The organism is Mesorhizobium sp. LNHC229A00, from assembly GCF_000502415.1.
Lineage (GTDB): Bacteria > Pseudomonadota > Alphaproteobacteria > Rhizobiales > Rhizobiaceae > Mesorhizobium.
On sequence record NZ_AYWQ01000005.1, the window covers coordinates 48,899 to 66,087 of the forward strand.

Here is a 17,189-nt window from a genome sequence, read left to right on the forward strand (position 1 = left end):
TCAGACCTTTTCGACTTCTGGCCGGCCCAATATGCCGGAAGGCAGGAAGATCAGCACGATCGCCAGGATCGAGAACGCGGCGACGTCCTTGTAGTCGATCGAGAAATAGGCCGACCACATGCTCTCGATGAAGCCGATCAGGAGGCCGCCCAGCACCGCACCTGGCAATGAACCGATGCCGCCTAGAACCGCCGCCGTGAATGCCTTGACCCCGGGGGTAAAGCCGTCCGAGAAGGCGATGACGCCGTAGTACATCAAGAACAGCGTGCCGGCGACGGCGGCAAGAGCGGCGCCCATGATGAAAGTGATCGAGATGGTGCGGTCGACGTCGATGCCCAGCAGTGCGGCCATCTTGCGGTCCTGCTCGCAGGCGCGTTGNGATCGAGATGGTGCGGTCGACGTCGATGCCCAGCAGTGCGGCCATCTTGCGGTCCTGCTCGCAGGCGCGTTGTGCCCGGCCAAGCGAGGTCTTGTTGACCAGATACCAGAACAGCGCCAACAGCAAAGCGGTGACGATGACGATGATGATCTGCTTCAGCGAAACGCTGACGCCGTTGATGTTGTAGACTTGGCTGACCATCGGCGGGATCGGCTTGTTGCGCGGGCCTTGCGTCACCTGGACGAAGTTCGACAGCGCGATCGACATGCCGATGGCGGTGATCAGCGGCGCCAGCCGGAACGAACCGCGCAGCGGCCGGTAGGCCACTTTCTCGATCGTCCAGTTGTAGAGGCTGGTGAGCAGCATCGCCACGATCATCATGACCAGCAGCGCGATGACCACGGGTACCGAATAAAACAGCGCGCCGAGGATGAGGAAGACGATGAGCGCCGAGAAAGCGCCCACCATGAAGATGTCGCCATGGGCGAAATTGATCATGCCGATAATGCCGTAGACCATCGTGTAGCCGATCGCGATCAGCCCATAGATCGATCCCAGCGTCAGCCCGTTGATAAGCTGCTGGACAAAGTACTGCATGTGTACATGGCTCCCCTGGAATGTCGCCCATGCAGACGCATTCCTTTTCGTATTTCCCCTAGTCGTAAAGTTTCGAGCCCGGATTGCAACGTGATTTTTTTGACCGCCCCGCGTGTTCGCAAGTCACGTCTTCCTGATCGCCCGTTTTCGCACCCAGCCCCTGGACTATCGCGGACCCTATCATTGGCATAACGCAATGTCTTTGACGATTGAGCCGCATCATGCGCTCGCTTTCGAAGAAATCACCGTCAAGATTAGGTGATGAGAGGAATCGTTGCGTTCCTGACACGTTTCGTTTTTCGTCACGCTCCTTTCCGCGGCGTCAGGATTCTCCTACTTGACCACGAAACCATGCGCGAACGGATCGCGGTCGTCGATGAAGATCGTGTTCAGTCCAGTCATGCGGGCCCAGCCGCCGATCGAAGGGATGATCGCCGGCTTACCGGCGACCGTGACGTCCTTTTCAACCTTGCCCTTGAACAGCGAGCCGATGATCGATTCATGGACAAACGCATCCCCCGCCTTGAGCTTGCCCTTGGCATGGAGCTGCGCCATGCGCGCCGAGGTGCCGGTGCCGCATGGAGAGCGGTCGATCGCCTTGTCGCCGTAGAAGACGGCATTGCGGGCATCGGCTCCCTCAACCGTCGGCTTGCCGGTCCACAGCATGTGCGACAACCCGGTGATCCCGGGATTCTCCGGATGCACGAAGGAATACTTCTCGTTGAGCCGCTGCCGCACCACCGAGCTCCAGGCGATGAAGTCGCCGGCGGAATAGTCGGCCATATCTCGATAGTTCGCCTGCGGCTCCACGATGGCGTAGAAATTGCCGCCATAGGCGACATCGACGGTGATCTCGCCGAGACCTGGACATTCGACCTTCAACCCTTCGGCGTGCAGGAAGGAGGGCACGTTGGTGATGCGTACTTCCTCGACATATTCGCCGACCTGCTTGTACTCGGCGATGACCAGCCCGGCCGGCGTGTCTAGCCTGAGCACACCCGGCGTCTTCGGCTTGATCAGCCCGTGCTCGATCGCCATCGTCACCGTACCGATGGTGCCGTGGCCGCACATCGGCAGGCAGCCGGACGTCTCGATGAACAGGATGGCGATGTCGCAATCCTCGCGCGTCGGCGGGTAGAGGATCGAGCCTGACATCACGTCATGGCCGCGCGGTTCGAACATCAGGCCAGTGCGGATCCAGTCGTATTCGGCCAGGAAATGCGCCCGTCGCTCCATCATGGTCGAGCCCTGCAGCAAAGGGCCGCCGCCGGCGACCAGCCGCACCGGATTGCCGCAGGTGTGGCCGTCGATGCAGAAGAAGGATTTCTTGGCCATGTGGCTCCTTGAGATCAAAACCGTTGTGGACTGAAGGGGGCCAGATCAACGGACGAAGTCTGCCCCAGAACGAATTCCCTGATCAACCGCCCGGTTGCCGCGGCCTGCGTCAGGCCGAGGTGGCCGTGGCCGAAGGCGTAGATCACCGACCGGCTTCGCGCCGCCTTGCCGACGACGGGCACCGAATCCGGCAGCGAGGGCCGGAACCCCATCCATTCGCGCCCACCCGAGGGATCGAGCCCCGGCAGGAATTCCCGCGCCTTCCGCAAGAGCGCTTTCGACCTATTGAAATTGGGCGGCCGCTCGATGCCCCCGAGTTCCACGGCACCGCCGACACGCAGGCCGGTTTCGAGCGGGGTGATGACGAAGCCATGGCCGGAAAAGATCAACTGTCGCCTCACGTCGAAGGCGCTCGTCGGCAGCGTCGTGTTGTAGCCGCGTTCGGTCTCCAGCGGAATGCGATCGCCGAGCTGCCGCGCCAGCAGGTGCGACCAGGCGCCCGCGGCAATGATTATGTGTCCGGCTTGCCTGCTCGTGCCGTCGGCCAGTGTCAGTGTCGGGCCATCCTGATCCGCCGCGATGCGGTCGATGCGGGCCATCTCGAAGCGGGCGCCCTTGGACTGCGCGTACGCCCACACCGCCTTGCCGAGCAGTTTTGGATCGGCGACCGTCTTCCATCCAGGGACGAAAGTGCCTTTGACGAAGCGCGGTGACAGCCCCGGCTGCAGGTCCGCCAGGTCCTCGCCCTCGACATGGCGGAAGCCGATGCCGAAGCGCTCGCGCGCCGCCCAGCCCGACAGCGAGGCGCGGAACTCGGCCTTGCCTTCGTAAAGTTCGAGCGAACCGTCCTCGCGCAGCATCGGCCGGGTGCCTGAGCGATCGAGCAGATCCATCCATTCGGCCTCGGCAAGCTTCATCATGCCGGCCTGCGCCGTCAGGCTCGCTTCGTATTTCCCAGACGCGCCGGCGCGCCAGAATCGGATCAGCCAGGGCAGCAGCTTCGGCAGGTAGGCGGGCGGAATGCTGAGCGGGCCGAGTGGATCGGCGAGCCATTTTGGCAGCTGCCGGATCATTCCCTTGTGCGCCAGCGGCAGCACGTCGGAGAAGGCAAAGGCGGCGGCGTTGCCGGAGCTCGTCTCCTCGCAGATGCCCGTGCGGTCGAAGACCGTGACGTCCAGTCCTGCCTCGGCAAGGAAGGCAGCAGCGCAAATGCCGATGATGCCGCCGCCGATGATGGCGATGTCTCTCCCTTCTCCTCGTTCACGGGGAGAAGGTGCCCGAAGGGCGGATGAGGAGCGCCGCCCCTCGTCTGTCAATTTGGACTTTCCTTGCACCTGGGCGCTGCCTCTCATCTGGCTGCCGCCATCTTCTCCCCGTGAACGGAGAAGAGAACCCTCTTTAGAACCGTGGCAGTGTCGGCCGCGCCGCCAGCGCATCCTTGATGATCTTCTCGACCACTTTGCGGCGTTCGCCCGACAGCGGCATGCGCGGCATGCGCACGCGGTCATTGGTGTTGATTGCGAACACTTCGGCAAGCTTGATGTTCTGCACCAGATAGGTCGAGACATCGAGGTCGAGCAGCGGCCGGAACCAGCGGTAGATGGCGAGCGCCTCTTCGCGACGTCCCTGCTTCATCAGCTGGTAGATGGCGACGGTCTCGCGCGGGAAGGCGGTGACCAGACCGGCCACCCAGCCGATGGCACCCACGGACAGCGCCTCGAAGGCCAGATTGTCCACGCCGGTGAACAGGTCGTAGCGGCTGCCCAGGCGGTTGATGATCTCTGTCGAGCGGCGGATGTCGTCGGAGGATTCCTTGATGGCGACGAAGCGCTTGTCCGATGCCAGCTCCTCCATCTGGTCGACGCTTACATCTACGCGGTAGGCGAGCCGGTTGGAATAGATCATGACCGGCACGTCGCCGGCTTCCGCCACCGCGCGCAGCGCCGCCACCGTCTCTTCCGCGTTGGTGTGGTAGATCGGGCTCGGCACCACCATCAGGCCATTGGCGCCTTCCTTGGCGGCGCGCTTGGCGATGCTGGCCGCCTCGCGAGTGCCAGCCTCGTTGACCGTCAGCAGCACCGGCTTCTTGCCAGCGATCTTCTGCGCGGTCTTCAGCACCTCGATCTTCTCGTCAGGTGACAGCATCGGTCCCTCGCCGAGCGAGCCGCAGACAATGATGCCATCGCAGCCGGCATCCATTTGCAGGCCGAAGCAGCGCTCCATCTCGGCGTGGTCGAGCCGATCGTCGGCGGTGAATTTGGTCGTGACGGCGGGGAAAACTCCGGTCCACATGGCTATCTCTCCATCTGATATATCAGCCGTATATCTGTTAGGAAAGCTGCTGTCAATACGGAATCTGTTATGATATATTCTAGATATATCAGGAGAGCACCTTTGATATCCATGGAAGCAAGCACCGTGTCCGAACCCGCGGCGACCAGGGCCTATCGCGTCCTCGAACACATGATCGTCACGCTCGAACTGGCCCCGGCGAGTTTTGTCACCGAGGGTTCCCTGATCGAGCGGTTGGCGCTCGGCCGCACGCCGGTGCGCGAGGCGATCCAGCGGCTGGCCTGGGAGGGATTGCTCGATGTCAGGCCCCGCGCCGGCATCGCGATCGCGCCACTGCACCCCGGCGACTGGCTGCGTGTGCTCGACGCAAGGCGTGGCGTCGAGGTGGTGCTCGCCCGTTCGGCCGCACGCTTCGTCACCCGCGAGGCCGCCGACATGTTCCACGAGGCGGCGCTCGCCATGCAGAAAGCAGTGATATCAGGCAATGTGCTCGCCTTCATCCAGGCCGACAAGGCGCTCGACGAGGCGCTGGCGCTGGCCGCCGACAACCCGTTCGCCGCCCGGTTGGCCGCCCCGCTGCAGACCCACAGTCGCCGCTTCTGGTTCCGCTACAAGGCCGACACCGGGCTGGCGGAATCCGCCGAGCACCATGTTGCATTGATCCGCTCGATCCTGGACGGCGACGAGGAAGGCGCCGCCAAGGACGCCAAGAAACTGATGGCACTGCTGCGCGGCCATGCCGAGGTCGCCGCCACGCGCTAGTTGCAAGAGCGCGAAGGCAAATCGCTCAGGCGCCCGGCAAGGCCGCCTTGAGTGTCGGGCTGTCCCAGCCTTCGCCGACCGACAGGATACAACTCTGGCCTTTCGTGTCGGACGCCAAGACCGTCCAGCTGCCTTGTTCCGAAACGAAGACCTCGAGGACCACATTGGGGTTGATCAGGCCGCGCCCGGCTTCGCTTTCGTGGAAGTTCTCGCCGAGCGCTTTCACGATATCGGCGCGTGCCGCGCATTGCCCAGCTGCATTTGCCTGGGCAGCACCCAAGCACATCGCCATCGCCGCAACGAACATTGTCGCCGTAAGACGTCGTGTCATTTGACACCTCCTTGCGCCGGACGATGCAATGCCACCGGCCCGCCGTCGGCGCCCTGGTTGTCTGCCGCGCCTCCTCCACGGCAGGATTGCAGCCCTAAGTCGCGCAATCCCCACCGGTTCCATCACATTAGCGTTTGCAAAAACAAAAGGCCTAAGTCCGGGGACTTAGGCCTCAGGTTCAATCGATCTTCTCATCCGCCTTGCAGGGAGGAAGACCAGATAAAAAAGCGTCCGGTCAATTCATCGTGGGGATAACGAACTCGGCGCCGTCCTTGATGCCGGACGGCCAGCGCGACGTCACCGTCTTGGTCTTGGTGTAGAAGCGGAACGCGTCCGGGCCATGCTGGTTGAGATCGCCGAAGGAAGATGCCTTCCAGCCGCCGAAAGTGTAATAGGCGATCGGCACCGGGATCGGTACGTTGACGCCGACCATGCCGACCTGGACACGGCTGGCGAAGTCGCGCGCGGCGTCGCCATCGCGGGTGAAGATGGCGACGCCATTGCCCATCTCATGGTCGTTGGCGAGCTTGATGGCGTTCTCATAGGTCGGCGCGCGCACCACCGAGAGCACCGGCCCAAAGATCTCTTCTTTGTAGATGCGCATATCGGCCGTGACATTGTCGAACAGGCAACCGCCCATATAGTAGCCGTCCTCATAGCCCTGCATCTTGAAGCCGCGACCGTCGACGACAAGCTTGGCGCCTTCCTTGACACCGGTGTCGACGTAACCCTTGACGCGCTCCAGCGCCTGGGCGGTAACCAGCGGGCCGAAATCCGCTGCCGAATCCGTCGAGGGACCGACCTTCAGGCTTTCGACGCGCGGGATCAGCTTTTCCATCAGCCGGTTGGCGGTGTCGTTGCCGACCGGAACGGCCACCGAGATAGCCATGCACCGCTCGCCGGCCGAGCCGTAGCCGGCGCCGATCAGCGCGTCGACGGTCTGGTCCATGTCGGCGTCGGGCATGATGATCATGTGGTTCTTGGCGCCGCCGAAGCACTGCACGCGCTTGCCGGCCGCCGTGCCGCGCGAATAGATGTAATGCGCGATCGGCGTCGAGCCGACAAAGCCGATGGCCTTGATGTCGGGATCGTCGAGGATGGCGTCGACGACATCCTTGTCGCCGTTGACGACATTGAGGATGCCGGCCGGCAGACCGGCCTCGATGAACAGTTCGGCAATGCGCATCGGCACGCCCGGATCACGCTCCGAAGGCTTCAGGATGAAGGCGTTGCCGCAGGCGATCGCCGGCGCGATCTTCCACAACGGGATCATCGCCGGGAAATTGAACGGCGTGATGCCGGCGACGACGCCGAGCGGCTGGCGCATCGAATAGACATCGATGCCGGGGCCGGCGCCGTCGGTGAACTCGCCCTTCATCATGTGCGGAGCGCCGATGCAGACCTCGACCACTTCCAGGCCGCGCTGGATGTCGCCCTTGGCGTCGGCGATGGTCTTGCCATGTTCGCGCGCGAGGATCTCGGCCAGTTCGTCATAGTCGCGGGCGACCAGTTCGAGAAACTTCATCAGAACGCGCACGCGGCGCTGCGGATTGGTCGCGGCCCATTGGGGCTGTGCGGCCTTGGCGTTCTCGACCGCCGCGCGCAATTCCGCCTGCGAGGCCAGCGCCACCGTGCCGCGCACCGTGCCGTCCATCGGCTGCATGACGTCCTGCTTGCGGCCGCTGGTGCCGGCGACACGCTTGCCGCCGATGAAATGACCGTAGTCGATCATGATTTCTCTCCCTGGTTTGTGATGTCGCATTGTCCGCCTTTGGCTGGCCGATGGCAACGCGAGGGAGAACGCAACCGTTGTGCGTAAAATAGATATCGATTGACGCGTGAGCATCAATTCTCGCAAATACTCGCCTGAGATCGCCATCAGGGGAAGGCCATGAACTGGGATGACGTCCGCATCTTCCTCGCCGTGGCGCGGGCCGGCCAGATCCTTGGCGCCGCCAGGCGGCTTGAGCTGAACCACGCCACCGTCTCGCGCCGCATCGCGGCCCTCGAAGACGCGTTACGCACGAAACTCTTCCGCCGGCTGACCACCGGCAGCGAACTGACCCCGGCCGGCGAGCGCTTCCTCGACATCGCCGAGCGCATGGAAGGCGACATGATCGCCGCCCGCTCGACCATATCGGGCGANCGGCGAGCGCTTCCTCGACATCGCCGAGCGCATGGAAGGCGACATGATCGCCGCCCGCTCGACCATATCGGGCGAAGGCGACGATGTTTCCGGAACCGTGCGCATCGGCGCACCCGACGGCTTCGGCGTCGCCTTCCTGGCCAAGCGGCTGGGCGAACTCACCGCCCAGCACCGCGAACTCACCATCCAACTCGTCCCGGTGCCGCGCTCCTTCTCCCTGTCGCGGCGCGAGGCCGACATTGCCATAACCGTCGAGCGGCCGACCGAAGGTCGGCTGGTGGCGGGGAAACTGGTCGACTACTCGCTCGGCCTGTTTGCCTCCCGCGGCTATGTCGACGCGCATGGCCTGCCCAAAACCGCCGCCGAACTTGGCCAGCACACCCTTATCGGCTATGTGCCTGACCTGATCGTCAGCCCGTCGCTCGACTACGCCGCCGAATTCAGCGCCGATTGGCGGACCAGCTTTGCCATCTCCTCCGCACTTGGCCAGGCCGAAGCCGTGCGCTCGGGCGCCGGCATCGGCATCCTGCACACCTTCGTCGCCCGCTCGATGCCGGAGTTGGTGGCCGTCGATGTGGTCGCGCCCATCCGCCGCGCCTACTGGCTGGTCTATCACGAATCGGTGAGGCCGCTGCGCCGCGTCCAGATCGTCGCCGGCTTCATCACCAAGGCGGTGGAACGGGAGCGGGGGTTGTTTACCTGATTTCCCTCAAATGCCTGCGGGTTTCGCGCCCTTCAGGCAGGGTGCCGACATCACAATAACGCGGGCCTGGATCACGCACGCCGCCTTTTCCTTGCCACAAAACCGACCAGTGTGGCATCAGGCGTGCGGTCCCCGGCCATGGGACAGGTCGGGGTGGGGCATCTTTCAGAAAGCTGGCGCGGATAGACATGCGAGCCGTTCTTGCCATCCTGCCGCTGCTGTTCGTTTCCGCATGCGCCAACCCGTGGACAAAAGTGCCGGAAGCCGAATTTCCGAAACCGATCCGCTTCGCCATGGCGCGTCCCTCGCCTTTCGTCATCGGCAATTATTGCGGTCCCGGCACCCGCACCGGCGATCTGTCGGCCCGACCTGTCGATCGCCTCGACGCCGTTTGCCGAACTCATGACGCCTGCTACATCGCCCGCCGCAACCATTGCGACTGCGACGGCGCCCTTGTCGCCTCCGCGAGGGCGATCCGCGATGACATGACGTCGCCGCGCAAGATGCGCAGCGAGGCGGAACTGCTGATCGCCACCTTCGCCATCCCTGTCTGCAAGGTTTTCCCGCAAGGTTTCATGCCGCCCCGCGACCCGGCGCAGTTGAGCGTCATGAAGACCGGGGCGACGGGGTGAATATCCGCACGGCCATCCTCGCCCTGTTCGGGTTGGCCGCCCTTGCCGGCTGCGGTGCGGGCCGCAATGCCTGCGAGCTCCCGGCTGGGCAGGAGGCTTGCGCGCGGCCCTCGCTGTCGGCTGGCACGCCCGGGTCGCGGATCGCGGCTGAGCAGTTCTTCGGCAATGACGGCGGCAGCGACTATGAAAGACGGTTCCTGGCACTGCTCGCCCGCAACCAGCTCGGCGCCATGGACCGTGCCAACGGCACCGGCCCCTTCGGGCGCAACCGCCTCGATGTCCAGAACCGCGATTTCCAGGCGACCTATTCGACGCTCCAGCACCTGGCCGGACCGGTCGCCAACGCTCATCTGCCGCCGGCCGGTGGAGGCAGCGGCGACGGTTATTTCGAGGGCCGCTGGCGGGTGTCGCGGCAGACGCTCTATATCGATGCGGCGGCGCGGCCCTCGGCCCCAAGGATTTTCGATTTCTCCGGCTTGCAGGCACACAGCACCGAGATCGTCGTGCGCCAGTCGGGCAAACAGCCGGCCGACATCGAAGGCAGTTGCGACGGCGCATTGGCGCTCCGCGCTGGCGCGGGCTCACGCACCATCGCCGCCGGCGCGGCATTCGGCTTTCACCTCTCCGGCGAGGACGACACGGTCAGCCTGTTCCCGGGCGACGGCCTCAACCGGTGCACGGCGAGGATCCGCTCCAGCCTTGCGCCCGCCAGTACACCGCTCACCATCCGGCGCGAAGAAACCGCGGATCCGGCGCTTGCCAGCTTGGACAGCCGCTACCAGCGCTGCCCAGTCCCCGGCGATGCCGGCCTCGATGCGCTCGAGCGCGCCTTCTATGCCAGCCGCTGGCTGTCGCAGACCTGCGCCATGCCGATCGGCGAGCCCAGGCTGCTGCGCAAGTCGCGCGACGGCTTCAACGCCAAGGTCGAGGCGTTAATGGGCGCCCCGCTGTCAGATGCGGCAATAGACAGAGGCGATCCGGAACTGCCGCTCGATTTCTCGAAGGCGCCGAGGCTGAAGCTGATCTATCTGTCCTCGCTGGAATTCAAGGCTGACTTTTCCGGCCGGGTCATCGAACGGCTGATCCGCCATCATGCAGCGCTTGGCACCAAGGTGCGCATCATGGTCACCGACGTGCTGGAGCGCGACAAGGACGACGCCATGCTGCACCGGCTGGCCGCCGAATTCCCCAATGTGGAGCTGAAGGAATATCGCTGGCGGGCGGACCACGGCGCGCCGATCGACGAGCAGATTTCACAACTGCACAAGGTGCATCATGTCAAGATGCTGGCGACGCTGGCGCAGGACCCCGCGCGCTCGCGCGTCATCATCGGCGGCCGCAACATCCATGACGGTTTCCTGTTCCACCAGCCGATCGATCTGACGCGCTATCCGGATCTCGAGCAATACGGCAAGACCGACGGGTTTTCGCTGAACTACTATTCGAACTGGAGCGACTTCGACATCGAGTTCGCCGACCGGGCGACGGTCGAGACGCTCGCCGCGCAGCTGTCGACGATATGGCTGCGCGACGCAGACACCAACCTGGCGCGCCCCTTCTCCATCCCGGTCCGCGGAGATGGCCCTCGGGGCAATGCCCGGCATTTCATCTCGGTGCCCTATGAGGATGACCATGCGCTGGAGGCCTATTTCGTCGAGCTGGTCGATGCCGCCCGGCACCATATCCAGATCGTCAACCCCTACCTCAATCCGACGCCGAGCCTCGCCAAGGCTTTTGACCGGGCACTCGCCCGCGGCGTCAGGATCGACATTGTCGGCCGCATCGACCTCAAGGGCGATATCGGCGGCAAGTTCCTCACCGCGCTCAACAAGCTGTTCGTCGAGAAATATGGCGACCGTATCAATATCCGCGAGTTCAAGGCGCCTGACGTGGTCCTGCATTCCAAGATCATGATGATCGATGAAAGGCTGGTCGCCATATCCTCGGTCAACCTCAACAACCGCAGCTTCTTCCACGATTCGGAGAACGGCATGATGGTGCTCGACCCCGCCTTCTACGCCAGGATGAAGCCGGTCTATGACGACTACCTCGCCCACTCGAACCCGGTCGCCACCAATGTGACGATCCCGTGGGCGTACCGGCTGCTGTTCGACGAGGCGTGGGTCAGCCAGGCGTTCTGATATCGCCCCGGTTCCGGGGCAACGATACAAGCACGAAAGGCGCGGCTGCTATTTCAGGTAACGCTCCTGCGCCAAGGCACGCACGTCGATGTCAGGCACCCGGTTCGAGATGATGTCGGAAAGCACCTTGGCCGAGCCGCAGGCCATGGTCCAGCCGAGCGTTCCGTGGCCGGTGTTGAGATAGAGGTTGGACAGCTCCGTGCGGCCGATCAGCGGCGGTCCGTCCGGCGTCATCGGCCGCAGCCCGCACCAGAACGTTGCCTCCCGCATCGCGCCGGCGCCCGGAAAAAGGTCGCCGACCGAGTGTTCGAGCGTGCGCCGGCGCGATTCATGCAGCCTGAGGTCGAATCCGGAAATCTCGGCCGTGCCGCCGACGCGGATGCGATCGCCGAGCCGGGTGATCGCGACCTTGTAGGTTTCGTCCATCACGGTCGACACGGGTGCGGCGGCGGCGTCCTTGATCGGCACCGTGATCGAGTAGCCCTTGACCGGATAGACCGGGATCGGTCGCTTCATCCGGCGCATGAAGTCCGCCGAATAGCTGCCCAGCGCCATCACATAGGCGTCGGCGGTCAGCCAGCCCTTGCTGGTGCTCATACTGTTGACGCGGTTGCGGCTGCGGATGACGCGCCATATCGTCGTGTCGTATTCGAACTTGACGCCGCGCGCCACGCAGAGCTCGGCCAGCCTGTCGGTGAACATCTTGCAGTCGCCGGTCTCGTCATGCGGCAGCCTCAGGCCTCCGACGAATTTCTCGCGCACCCCGGCCAGCGCCGGTTCCGCCGCGATGCAGCCGTCGGGATCAAGGACCTCATAGGGCACGCCATATTTCTTCAGCACCTCGACATCGCCTGATGTGCCGTCGAGCTGCTTTTGCGTGCGAAACAGTTGCAGCGTGCCCTGCGTCCGCTCGTCATAGGCGATGCCGGTCGCCTCGCGCAGCGCCTTAAGCGTGTCACGGCTGTATTCGGCCAGCGGCACCATGCGCGATTTGTTGATCGCGTAGCGCTCGGCGGTGCAGTTGCGCAGCATCTTGACCAGCCAGGTCCACATGTGCGGGTCGAACGCCGGCCGCACCACCAGCGGGCCATGCTTCATCAAGAGCCACTTGATCGCCTTGAGCGGAATGCCCGGGCCGGCCCAGGGCGAGGCATAGCCGGGCGAAATCTCACCGGCATTGGCGAAGCTGGTTTCCAGCCCCGGCCCTTTCTGCCGGTCGATCACAGTCACCTCATGGCCGGCCTCGGCAAGATAATAGGCCGTGGTCACCCCAATGACGCCACCGCCCAGCACCATGATCTTCATCGCATCACGCTCCACGCCGCCACGGACACCGGGCATGCCATCCACTGTCTGCCGGATTTTGCCGCACCCGCCAAGGGGTTAGTCCCAAGGGTTACCCGCCGACATAGCGCCGGTGAAACCGCGTCCCGAGGCTGGCCAGGATTTCGTAGCCGATCGTGCCGGCATGGCCGGCGGCGTCGTCGACGCTTTGCGAAGGGCCGAGCAGTTCGACGAGATCCCCTTCGCGAAGCTTGCCGGGCGGCAGGGCCGAGATGTCGAGAATGATCGAATCCATCGACACGCGTCCGAGGAAGGGCAGGCGCGTGCCCTCGAACCAGGCGGCCGACGCGGACCGGCGCAGCCAGCCATCCGCGTAGCCGAACGAGATCGTCGCCAGGCTGAGCGGCCCTTCCGCATGGTAGGTGTGGCCATAGCCGATGCCGGCGCCCTTTTCGACGCCGCGCGTCTGCGCCACCTTGGCCTGCAGCCGCACCACGGGCAGCATCGGGTTGGGTTCGGCAGGCGTCGGATTGATGCCGTAGAGCGCGGCGCCAGGGCGAGCGAGATCATAATGATAGGATGGTCCCAGAAAGATGCCGGAGGAATTGGCGAGCGAGGCGGGTGCCCCGGGCAGNATGGCACGCAACCGCTCGAAGGCCCGCCGCTGCTGTTCGTTGGCGGGATGGTGCGGCTCGTCGGCGCAAGCCAGGTGGCTCATCACATATCTGACGCCGATGCCATCGAACGCGGCGGTGTCGCCGGCCATCGCCTCGACTTCGGGCGGCGCCATGCCAAGTCGCGACATGCCGCTGTCGACCTGGATCGCGGCCGGAAGTCTTTGGCCAACACGGTGTCCCGCCGCGCGCCAGGCTCTCAACTGTGCGCCACTGTTGATGACCGCGCGGAGACCAGACGCGACCGCTTCCCCCTCGGAGCCTGGCGGCAGACCGTTCAGCACATAGATCTCGGGTCCGGTCCCGATCGCCTTGCGGAGCGCAATTCCTTCGGCCAGCAGAGCGACGAAGAAGATGTCGCAGCCTTCTTTCATCAGCGCCGAAGCCACTTGGCCCGCACCTAGACCATAGCCGTCGGCCTTGACCACGCCGGCACAGCGTACGCCACCCAGCCTTGCATTCAGCCGCCGGTAGTTTTCGCGGATCGCACCGAGATCGATGGTCAGAATCGCCCCGGCTGCCGCTTCGCTGACTGGCCCACCGGTGGCGGTTTTCGAAGCATCCCCGTTGACGGCGTCGTTCATGGCGAGCCTCGTTGCATCGACGACCAATACGACCACCGCACCGGCGCGGCAACCTCGGCCAGGGCCGCGCGGCTATCGCGCCAGATGTCTGAACGCCGCCACCACATCTTCATAGACCTTGCGCTTGAACGGCACGATCAGGTCGGGCAGGTCTTGCATCGGCCGCCATGACCATTTGTCGAATTCGGCTGTGTGGCCGCCCGGCGGCGGATTGATCTGGATCTCGCTGGCATCGCCATGGAAGCGGAAGGCGTACCATTTCTGCGTCTGGCCGCGATACCGCCCCTTGAAGGCGATACCGACCAGGTGGTCCGGCAGGTCATAGTTGATCCAGTCCGGCGCTTCCGCCAACAGCGAGACGCTGTGCATGCCGGTCTCCTCATAGAGCTCGCGCTCGGCGGCCTGCAACGGCTCCTCGCCCTTGTCGATGCCACCTTGCGGCATCTGCCAGAGCTGCGTTGTGCCGGCGAACTCGCTGTCGGGTTCGGCAATGCGATGCCCGACCCAGACCAGCCCCTCGCCATTGAGGATCATCAGCCCGACACAGGGTCGGTAGGGCAGCGTTTCGCGGTCGACTTTTTTCGTCTGCGGCATCACTCAGTCTCTCCAGTCGCCTTTCCGAAGGCCTTGGCTAACCCTTTTGCGGATCGACGGCCACCGCTGAAATCGGCACGATCTCAATGCCGCGCTTCTTGGCCTCGGCCACCCATGACGACACCGTGTCGACCGTCAGGTCGAAAGCCGAGCCGATGCCGACGGCCGTGCCTTTGGCACGCGCGGTCGCTTCGAGACTGTCGAGCTTCTTCAGGATGGCGCCGCGATCCTGCACCGCGTCGATCGCCGTGTCGCCGGCGACGAAAGGCACACCATCCCTCAGCGCCATGTCCGGAGCCAGGCTGCGCGCCGACGAGCCGTCGTCGATATAGGCGAGGCCCCTTTTGCCAAGTTCGGCCATGAACGGCTCCATCGCCGCGGAGTCGGCGGAAAACCGCGCGCCCATATAGTTCATGACACCGGTATAGTTCGTCGTCCGCGACAGCGCCCAGTGCAGGTTTTTCAGGTTTTCTTCCGCGCTCGCCGCCACCGTCAGCGTGTTGCGGCCGGGGTTGACCTTGGGATAGTCGAACGGCTCGAGCGGCACCTGCATGACGACTTCGTGCCCGCTCTGCCTTGCGGCCTGCATCCAACGGCCGATGCTATTGCCCTGTGGCGCGAAAGCCAGCGTCACTTCCGCCGGCAGCTTGGCGATCGCCGCCTGGGTGCCCGTCTGTGAAACCGCGAGCCCGCCGATGATGATCGCCACACGTGCGCCACGCGTGCCGGACCATGGCCGCGCATAGACGTCGAAGGGTCGCCTTCCGTCGGCGGAGCGCATCGGCAAGGGCCCGGTTTCACTGGTTTCTATCAGCGCCCTGTCGGGAATATGCGCGATCTTGAGGTTCTGGCCGACGGTCGATGGATCGCGAATGACGATTGCCGCCTTTGGCGGGCTGTCGCCTTCTTCGGTCTGCACATGAATGATTTGCGGACCGCCCGTCTTGGCCGGCATCTCCACTTTTGACGTCGCCGCCGGGGCCAATGCGGGAGGCGACGCGGCGGGCTCGGCCGCCGCGGTCACTTTCGGCGTCGAGACGGCGACTTCCTGCGGCTTTCGAAACGGCTTTTCCCTGAGCGCGATCGCGGCCGAGACGCCGACCACGGCAAGCACGATCGCGCTCGCCGCGATCACACCGACGCTGATCTTGCCGGCGGCGCGAGGCGCCCGGACGGCCTGTCCAAGCGGGCGTTCGATGTCCTTGCCGATATCAGCCAAGCCCTGTCCCCGATGCACGGTTCCGAAGGCGACCTCCTTCGGCAACACATGCACGAATTCATCAATCCTGGCGCCCCTTGGCGCCGTATCTGGAGGCTTGGTCCTGCCCCCCGAATCAAACTGCCGGAACCTTTCGGTCCCGGCAGCATCGCATTGCTTCGTTCAACCGGCCAGACCGGTTGCCTTACTGGTTGAGCACGGCCTTTTCCGGATTGGGCGGGAAGGCCGGATCGGTCTTCTGGCCGCGCAGCAACTGCTCGGCATAGATGAGCTGCAGGTCGTCCTTCGGATCCGGCGGCACATAGGCTGCGGAACCCGAGCCGGTCTTGCTCTCGTCGGCGCCCTTGATATGGCCCTTGAGATCGGATTCGCCGCGCGTCAGGTCCCTGCCCTGCAGTTCGGGCGGCAGCGGCTGGTCGACCTTGATGTCGGGCGTGATGCCCTTGCCCTGGATCGATTTGCCCGACGGCGTGTAATAGAGCGCCGTCGTCAGCCTGAGCGCGCCATTCTCGCCGAGCGGGATGATGGTCTGCACCGAGCCCTTGCCGAAGGACTGCGTGCCGACCACCGTGACGCGGCGCAGGTCCTGCAGTGCGCCGGCGACGATTTCCGAAGCGCTGGCCGAGCCGCCATTGACGAGCACGATCATCGGCTTGCCGTTGATGTCGTCGGTCTGCTTCGGCTTGGCGTCGAAGCGGGTGACGTCCTTTGGATCGCGTCCGCGCGTCGAGACGATCTCGCCGCGCTTGAGGAAGGCGTCCGACACGCTCACCGCCTGGTCGAGCAGGCCGCCCGGATTGAGGCGCAGGTCGAGCACATAGCCCTTCAGCTTGTCGTCCGGCACCTGCTTCTTGATGGTCTCGATGGCGTTCTCGAGGTCGTCATAGGTCTTTTCGGTAAAGGAGGTGATCTTCATGTAGCCGATATCGTTCTCGACCCGGAACTTGACCGCCTTGACCTTGATGATGTCGCGCACCACCGTCAGCTCGATCGGCTTGTCGGCGCCCTGGCGCAGGATGGTCAGCTTGATCGGCGTGTTGACCAGGCCGCGCATCTTGTCGACCGCGTCGTTGAGCGTCAGGCCGCGAACCTCCTCGCCGTCTATCTTGGCGATATAGTCGCCGGCCAGCACACCAGCCTTGGCGGCCGGCGTGTCGTCGATCGGCGTGATCACCTTGACCAGGTCGTTCTCCATGGTGACCTCGATGCCGAGGCCGCCGAACTCGCCCTTGGTCTGCACGCGCATGTCCTGCGCCTGTTCGGCGTTCATGTAGGAGGAGTGCGGGTCGAGCGAGGAAAGCATGCCGTTAATGGCGTTCTCGACCAGCGACTTGTCGTCGGGCGGGGTCACATACTGCGCCCGCACCCGCTCGAAGATGTCGCCGAAGATCGCCAGTTGCTTGTAGGTCTCCGACCCCGCAGCGTTCGCCGCCGAGCCGGGTGCGCCATAGACAAGGCTCATGGCGGACGCGCCCATCAGCGCACCGGCAAACAGAAGCGACAGTTTCCGCATCAT

The 17,189-nt window shown here is 64.3% G+C and carries 13 protein-coding genes and 2 pseudogenes; 4 read left to right on the forward strand and 11 right to left on the reverse strand.

The genetic code is table 11. The features are described from left to right. The 4 genes and pseudogenes from X742_RS01000000169970 to X742_RS158230 all read right to left on the reverse strand — a co-directional run bounded on the left by X742_RS01000000169970 (position 1) and on the right by X742_RS158230 (position 4,603). Positions 1–976 (reverse strand): annotated as a pseudogene (locus X742_RS01000000169970) (branched-chain amino acid ABC transporter permease). Positions 977–1,309: 333 nt separating this feature from the next. After that, positions 1,310–2,311 carry a 4-hydroxyproline epimerase gene (locus tag X742_RS158240; RefSeq protein ID WP_023771723.1) on the reverse strand — a complete coding sequence of 334 codons (1,002 nt, stop codon included), beginning with the start codon at positions 2,309–2,311 and terminating at the stop codon, positions 1,310–1,312. A 14-nt stretch (positions 2,312–2,325) separates the two neighbouring features. After that, positions 2,326–3,663: an FAD-binding oxidoreductase gene (locus X742_RS158235; protein ID WP_031247827.1), complete on the reverse strand. Its 1,338-nt coding sequence runs from the start codon at positions 3,661–3,663 to the stop codon at positions 2,326–2,328. A 46-nt stretch (positions 3,664–3,709) separates the two neighbouring features. Next, complete coding sequence (locus X742_RS158230; protein ID WP_023771725.1) at positions 3,710–4,603, reverse strand: dihydrodipicolinate synthase family protein; 894 nt, start codon at positions 4,601–4,603, stop codon at positions 3,710–3,712. 69 nt (positions 4,604–4,672) lie between these two features. On the opposite strand from X742_RS158230, the gene X742_RS158225 reads away from it, so the two are divergent. Then, on the forward strand, positions 4,673–5,365 hold the full coding sequence (locus X742_RS158225) for a GntR family transcriptional regulator (protein ID WP_031241358.1): 693 nt from the start codon (positions 4,673–4,675) through the stop codon (positions 5,363–5,365). 25 nt (positions 5,366–5,390) lie between these two features. On the opposite strand, the gene X742_RS158220 is transcribed toward X742_RS158225, so the two are convergent. Continuing rightward, positions 5,391–5,696 carry a hypothetical protein gene (locus X742_RS158220; RefSeq protein WP_023771727.1) on the reverse strand — a complete coding sequence of 102 codons (306 nt, stop codon included), beginning with the start codon at positions 5,694–5,696 and terminating at the stop codon, positions 5,391–5,393. A 235-nt stretch (positions 5,697–5,931) separates the two neighbouring features. Then, positions 5,932–7,428 (reverse strand): CoA-acylating methylmalonate-semialdehyde dehydrogenase, encoded by a 1,497-nt coding sequence (locus tag X742_RS158215; RefSeq protein WP_023771728.1) that lies wholly within the window; start codon positions 7,426–7,428, stop codon positions 5,932–5,934. 159 nt (positions 7,429–7,587) lie between these two features. Here X742_RS158215 and X742_RS01000000169975 point away from each other — a divergent pair. The 3 genes and pseudogenes from X742_RS01000000169975 to X742_RS158205 all read left to right on the forward strand — a co-directional run bounded on the left by X742_RS01000000169975 (position 7,588) and on the right by X742_RS158205 (position 11,318). Next, positions 7,588–8,545, forward strand: a pseudogene (locus X742_RS01000000169975) (LysR family transcriptional regulator). A 188-nt stretch (positions 8,546–8,733) separates the two neighbouring features. Beyond that, positions 8,734–9,177 (forward strand): hypothetical protein, encoded by a 444-nt coding sequence (locus X742_RS158210; protein ID WP_023771729.1) that lies wholly within the window; start codon positions 8,734–8,736, stop codon positions 9,175–9,177. After that, positions 9,174–11,318, forward strand: a complete 2,145-nt coding sequence (locus X742_RS158205) for a phosphatidylserine/phosphatidylglycerophosphate/cardiolipin synthase family protein (RefSeq protein ID WP_023771730.1) — start codon at positions 9,174–9,176, stop codon at positions 11,316–11,318. The genes X742_RS158210 and X742_RS158205 overlap by 4 nt, the downstream gene beginning before the upstream one ends. Before the next feature lie 48 nt (positions 11,319–11,366). Here X742_RS158205 and X742_RS158200 read toward each other — a convergent pair whose 3' ends face one another. The 5 genes from X742_RS158200 to X742_RS158180 form a co-directional block, all read right to left on the reverse strand. Beyond that, positions 11,367–12,623 (reverse strand): D-amino acid dehydrogenase, encoded by a 1,257-nt coding sequence (locus tag X742_RS158200; protein WP_023771731.1) that lies wholly within the window; start codon positions 12,621–12,623, stop codon positions 11,367–11,369. Between the two features lie 91 nt (positions 12,624–12,714). After that, positions 12,715–13,860 (reverse strand): alanine racemase, encoded by a 1,146-nt coding sequence (alr, locus tag X742_RS158195; RefSeq protein WP_023771732.1) that lies wholly within the window; start codon positions 13,858–13,860, stop codon positions 12,715–12,717. A gap of 72 nt (positions 13,861–13,932) precedes the next feature. After that, positions 13,933–14,454 carry an RNA pyrophosphohydrolase gene (locus tag X742_RS158190; protein WP_023771733.1) on the reverse strand — a complete coding sequence of 174 codons (522 nt, stop codon included), beginning with the start codon at positions 14,452–14,454 and terminating at the stop codon, positions 13,933–13,935. 37 nt (positions 14,455–14,491) lie between these two features. After that, positions 14,492–15,673, reverse strand: coding sequence for a divergent polysaccharide deacetylase family protein (locus tag X742_RS158185; RefSeq protein ID WP_023771734.1), 1,182 nt, complete (start codon positions 15,671–15,673; stop codon positions 14,492–14,494). Between the two features lie 184 nt (positions 15,674–15,857). After that, a complete protein-coding gene (locus X742_RS158180) occupies positions 15,858–17,189 on the reverse strand; it encodes a S41 family peptidase (RefSeq protein ID WP_015315201.1) in 1,332 nt (443 codons plus the stop codon).

Excerpts from the sequence above, each read along its gene's own strand:
- X742_RS158200 (WP_023771731.1), bottom strand. The coding sequence starts at position 12,623 with ATGAAGATCATGGTGCTGGGCGGTGGCGTCATTGGGGTGACCACGGCC.
- X742_RS158230 (WP_023771725.1), bottom strand. The coding sequence starts at position 4,603 with ATGTGGACCGGAGTTTTCCCCGCCGTCACGACCAAATTCACCGCCGAC.
- X742_RS158235 (WP_031247827.1), bottom strand. The coding sequence starts at position 3,663 with ATGAGAGGCAGCGCCCAGGTGCAAGGAAAGTCCAAATTGACAGACGAG.
- X742_RS158180 (WP_015315201.1), bottom strand. The coding sequence starts at position 17,189 with ATGATGCGGAAACTGTCGCTTCTGTTTGCCGGTGCGCTGATGGGCGCG.
- X742_RS158190 (WP_023771733.1), bottom strand. The coding sequence starts at position 14,454 with ATGCCGCAGACGAAAAAAGTCGACCGCGAAACGCTGCCCTACCGACCC.
- X742_RS158215 (WP_023771728.1), bottom strand. The coding sequence starts at position 7,428 with ATGATCGACTACGGTCATTTCATCGGCGGCAAGCGTGTCGCCGGCACC.
- X742_RS158240 (WP_023771723.1), bottom strand. The coding sequence starts at position 2,311 with ATGGCCAAGAAATCCTTCTTCTGCATCGACGGCCACACCTGCGGCAAT.
- X742_RS158220 (WP_023771727.1), bottom strand. The coding sequence starts at position 5,696 with ATGACACGACGTCTTACGGCGACAATGTTCGTTGCGGCGATGGCGATG.
- X742_RS158225 (WP_031241358.1), top strand. The coding sequence starts at position 4,673 with ATGATATATTCTAGATATATCAGGAGAGCACCTTTGATATCCATGGAA.
- X742_RS158210 (WP_023771729.1), top strand. The coding sequence starts at position 8,734 with ATGCGAGCCGTTCTTGCCATCCTGCCGCTGCTGTTCGTTTCCGCATGC.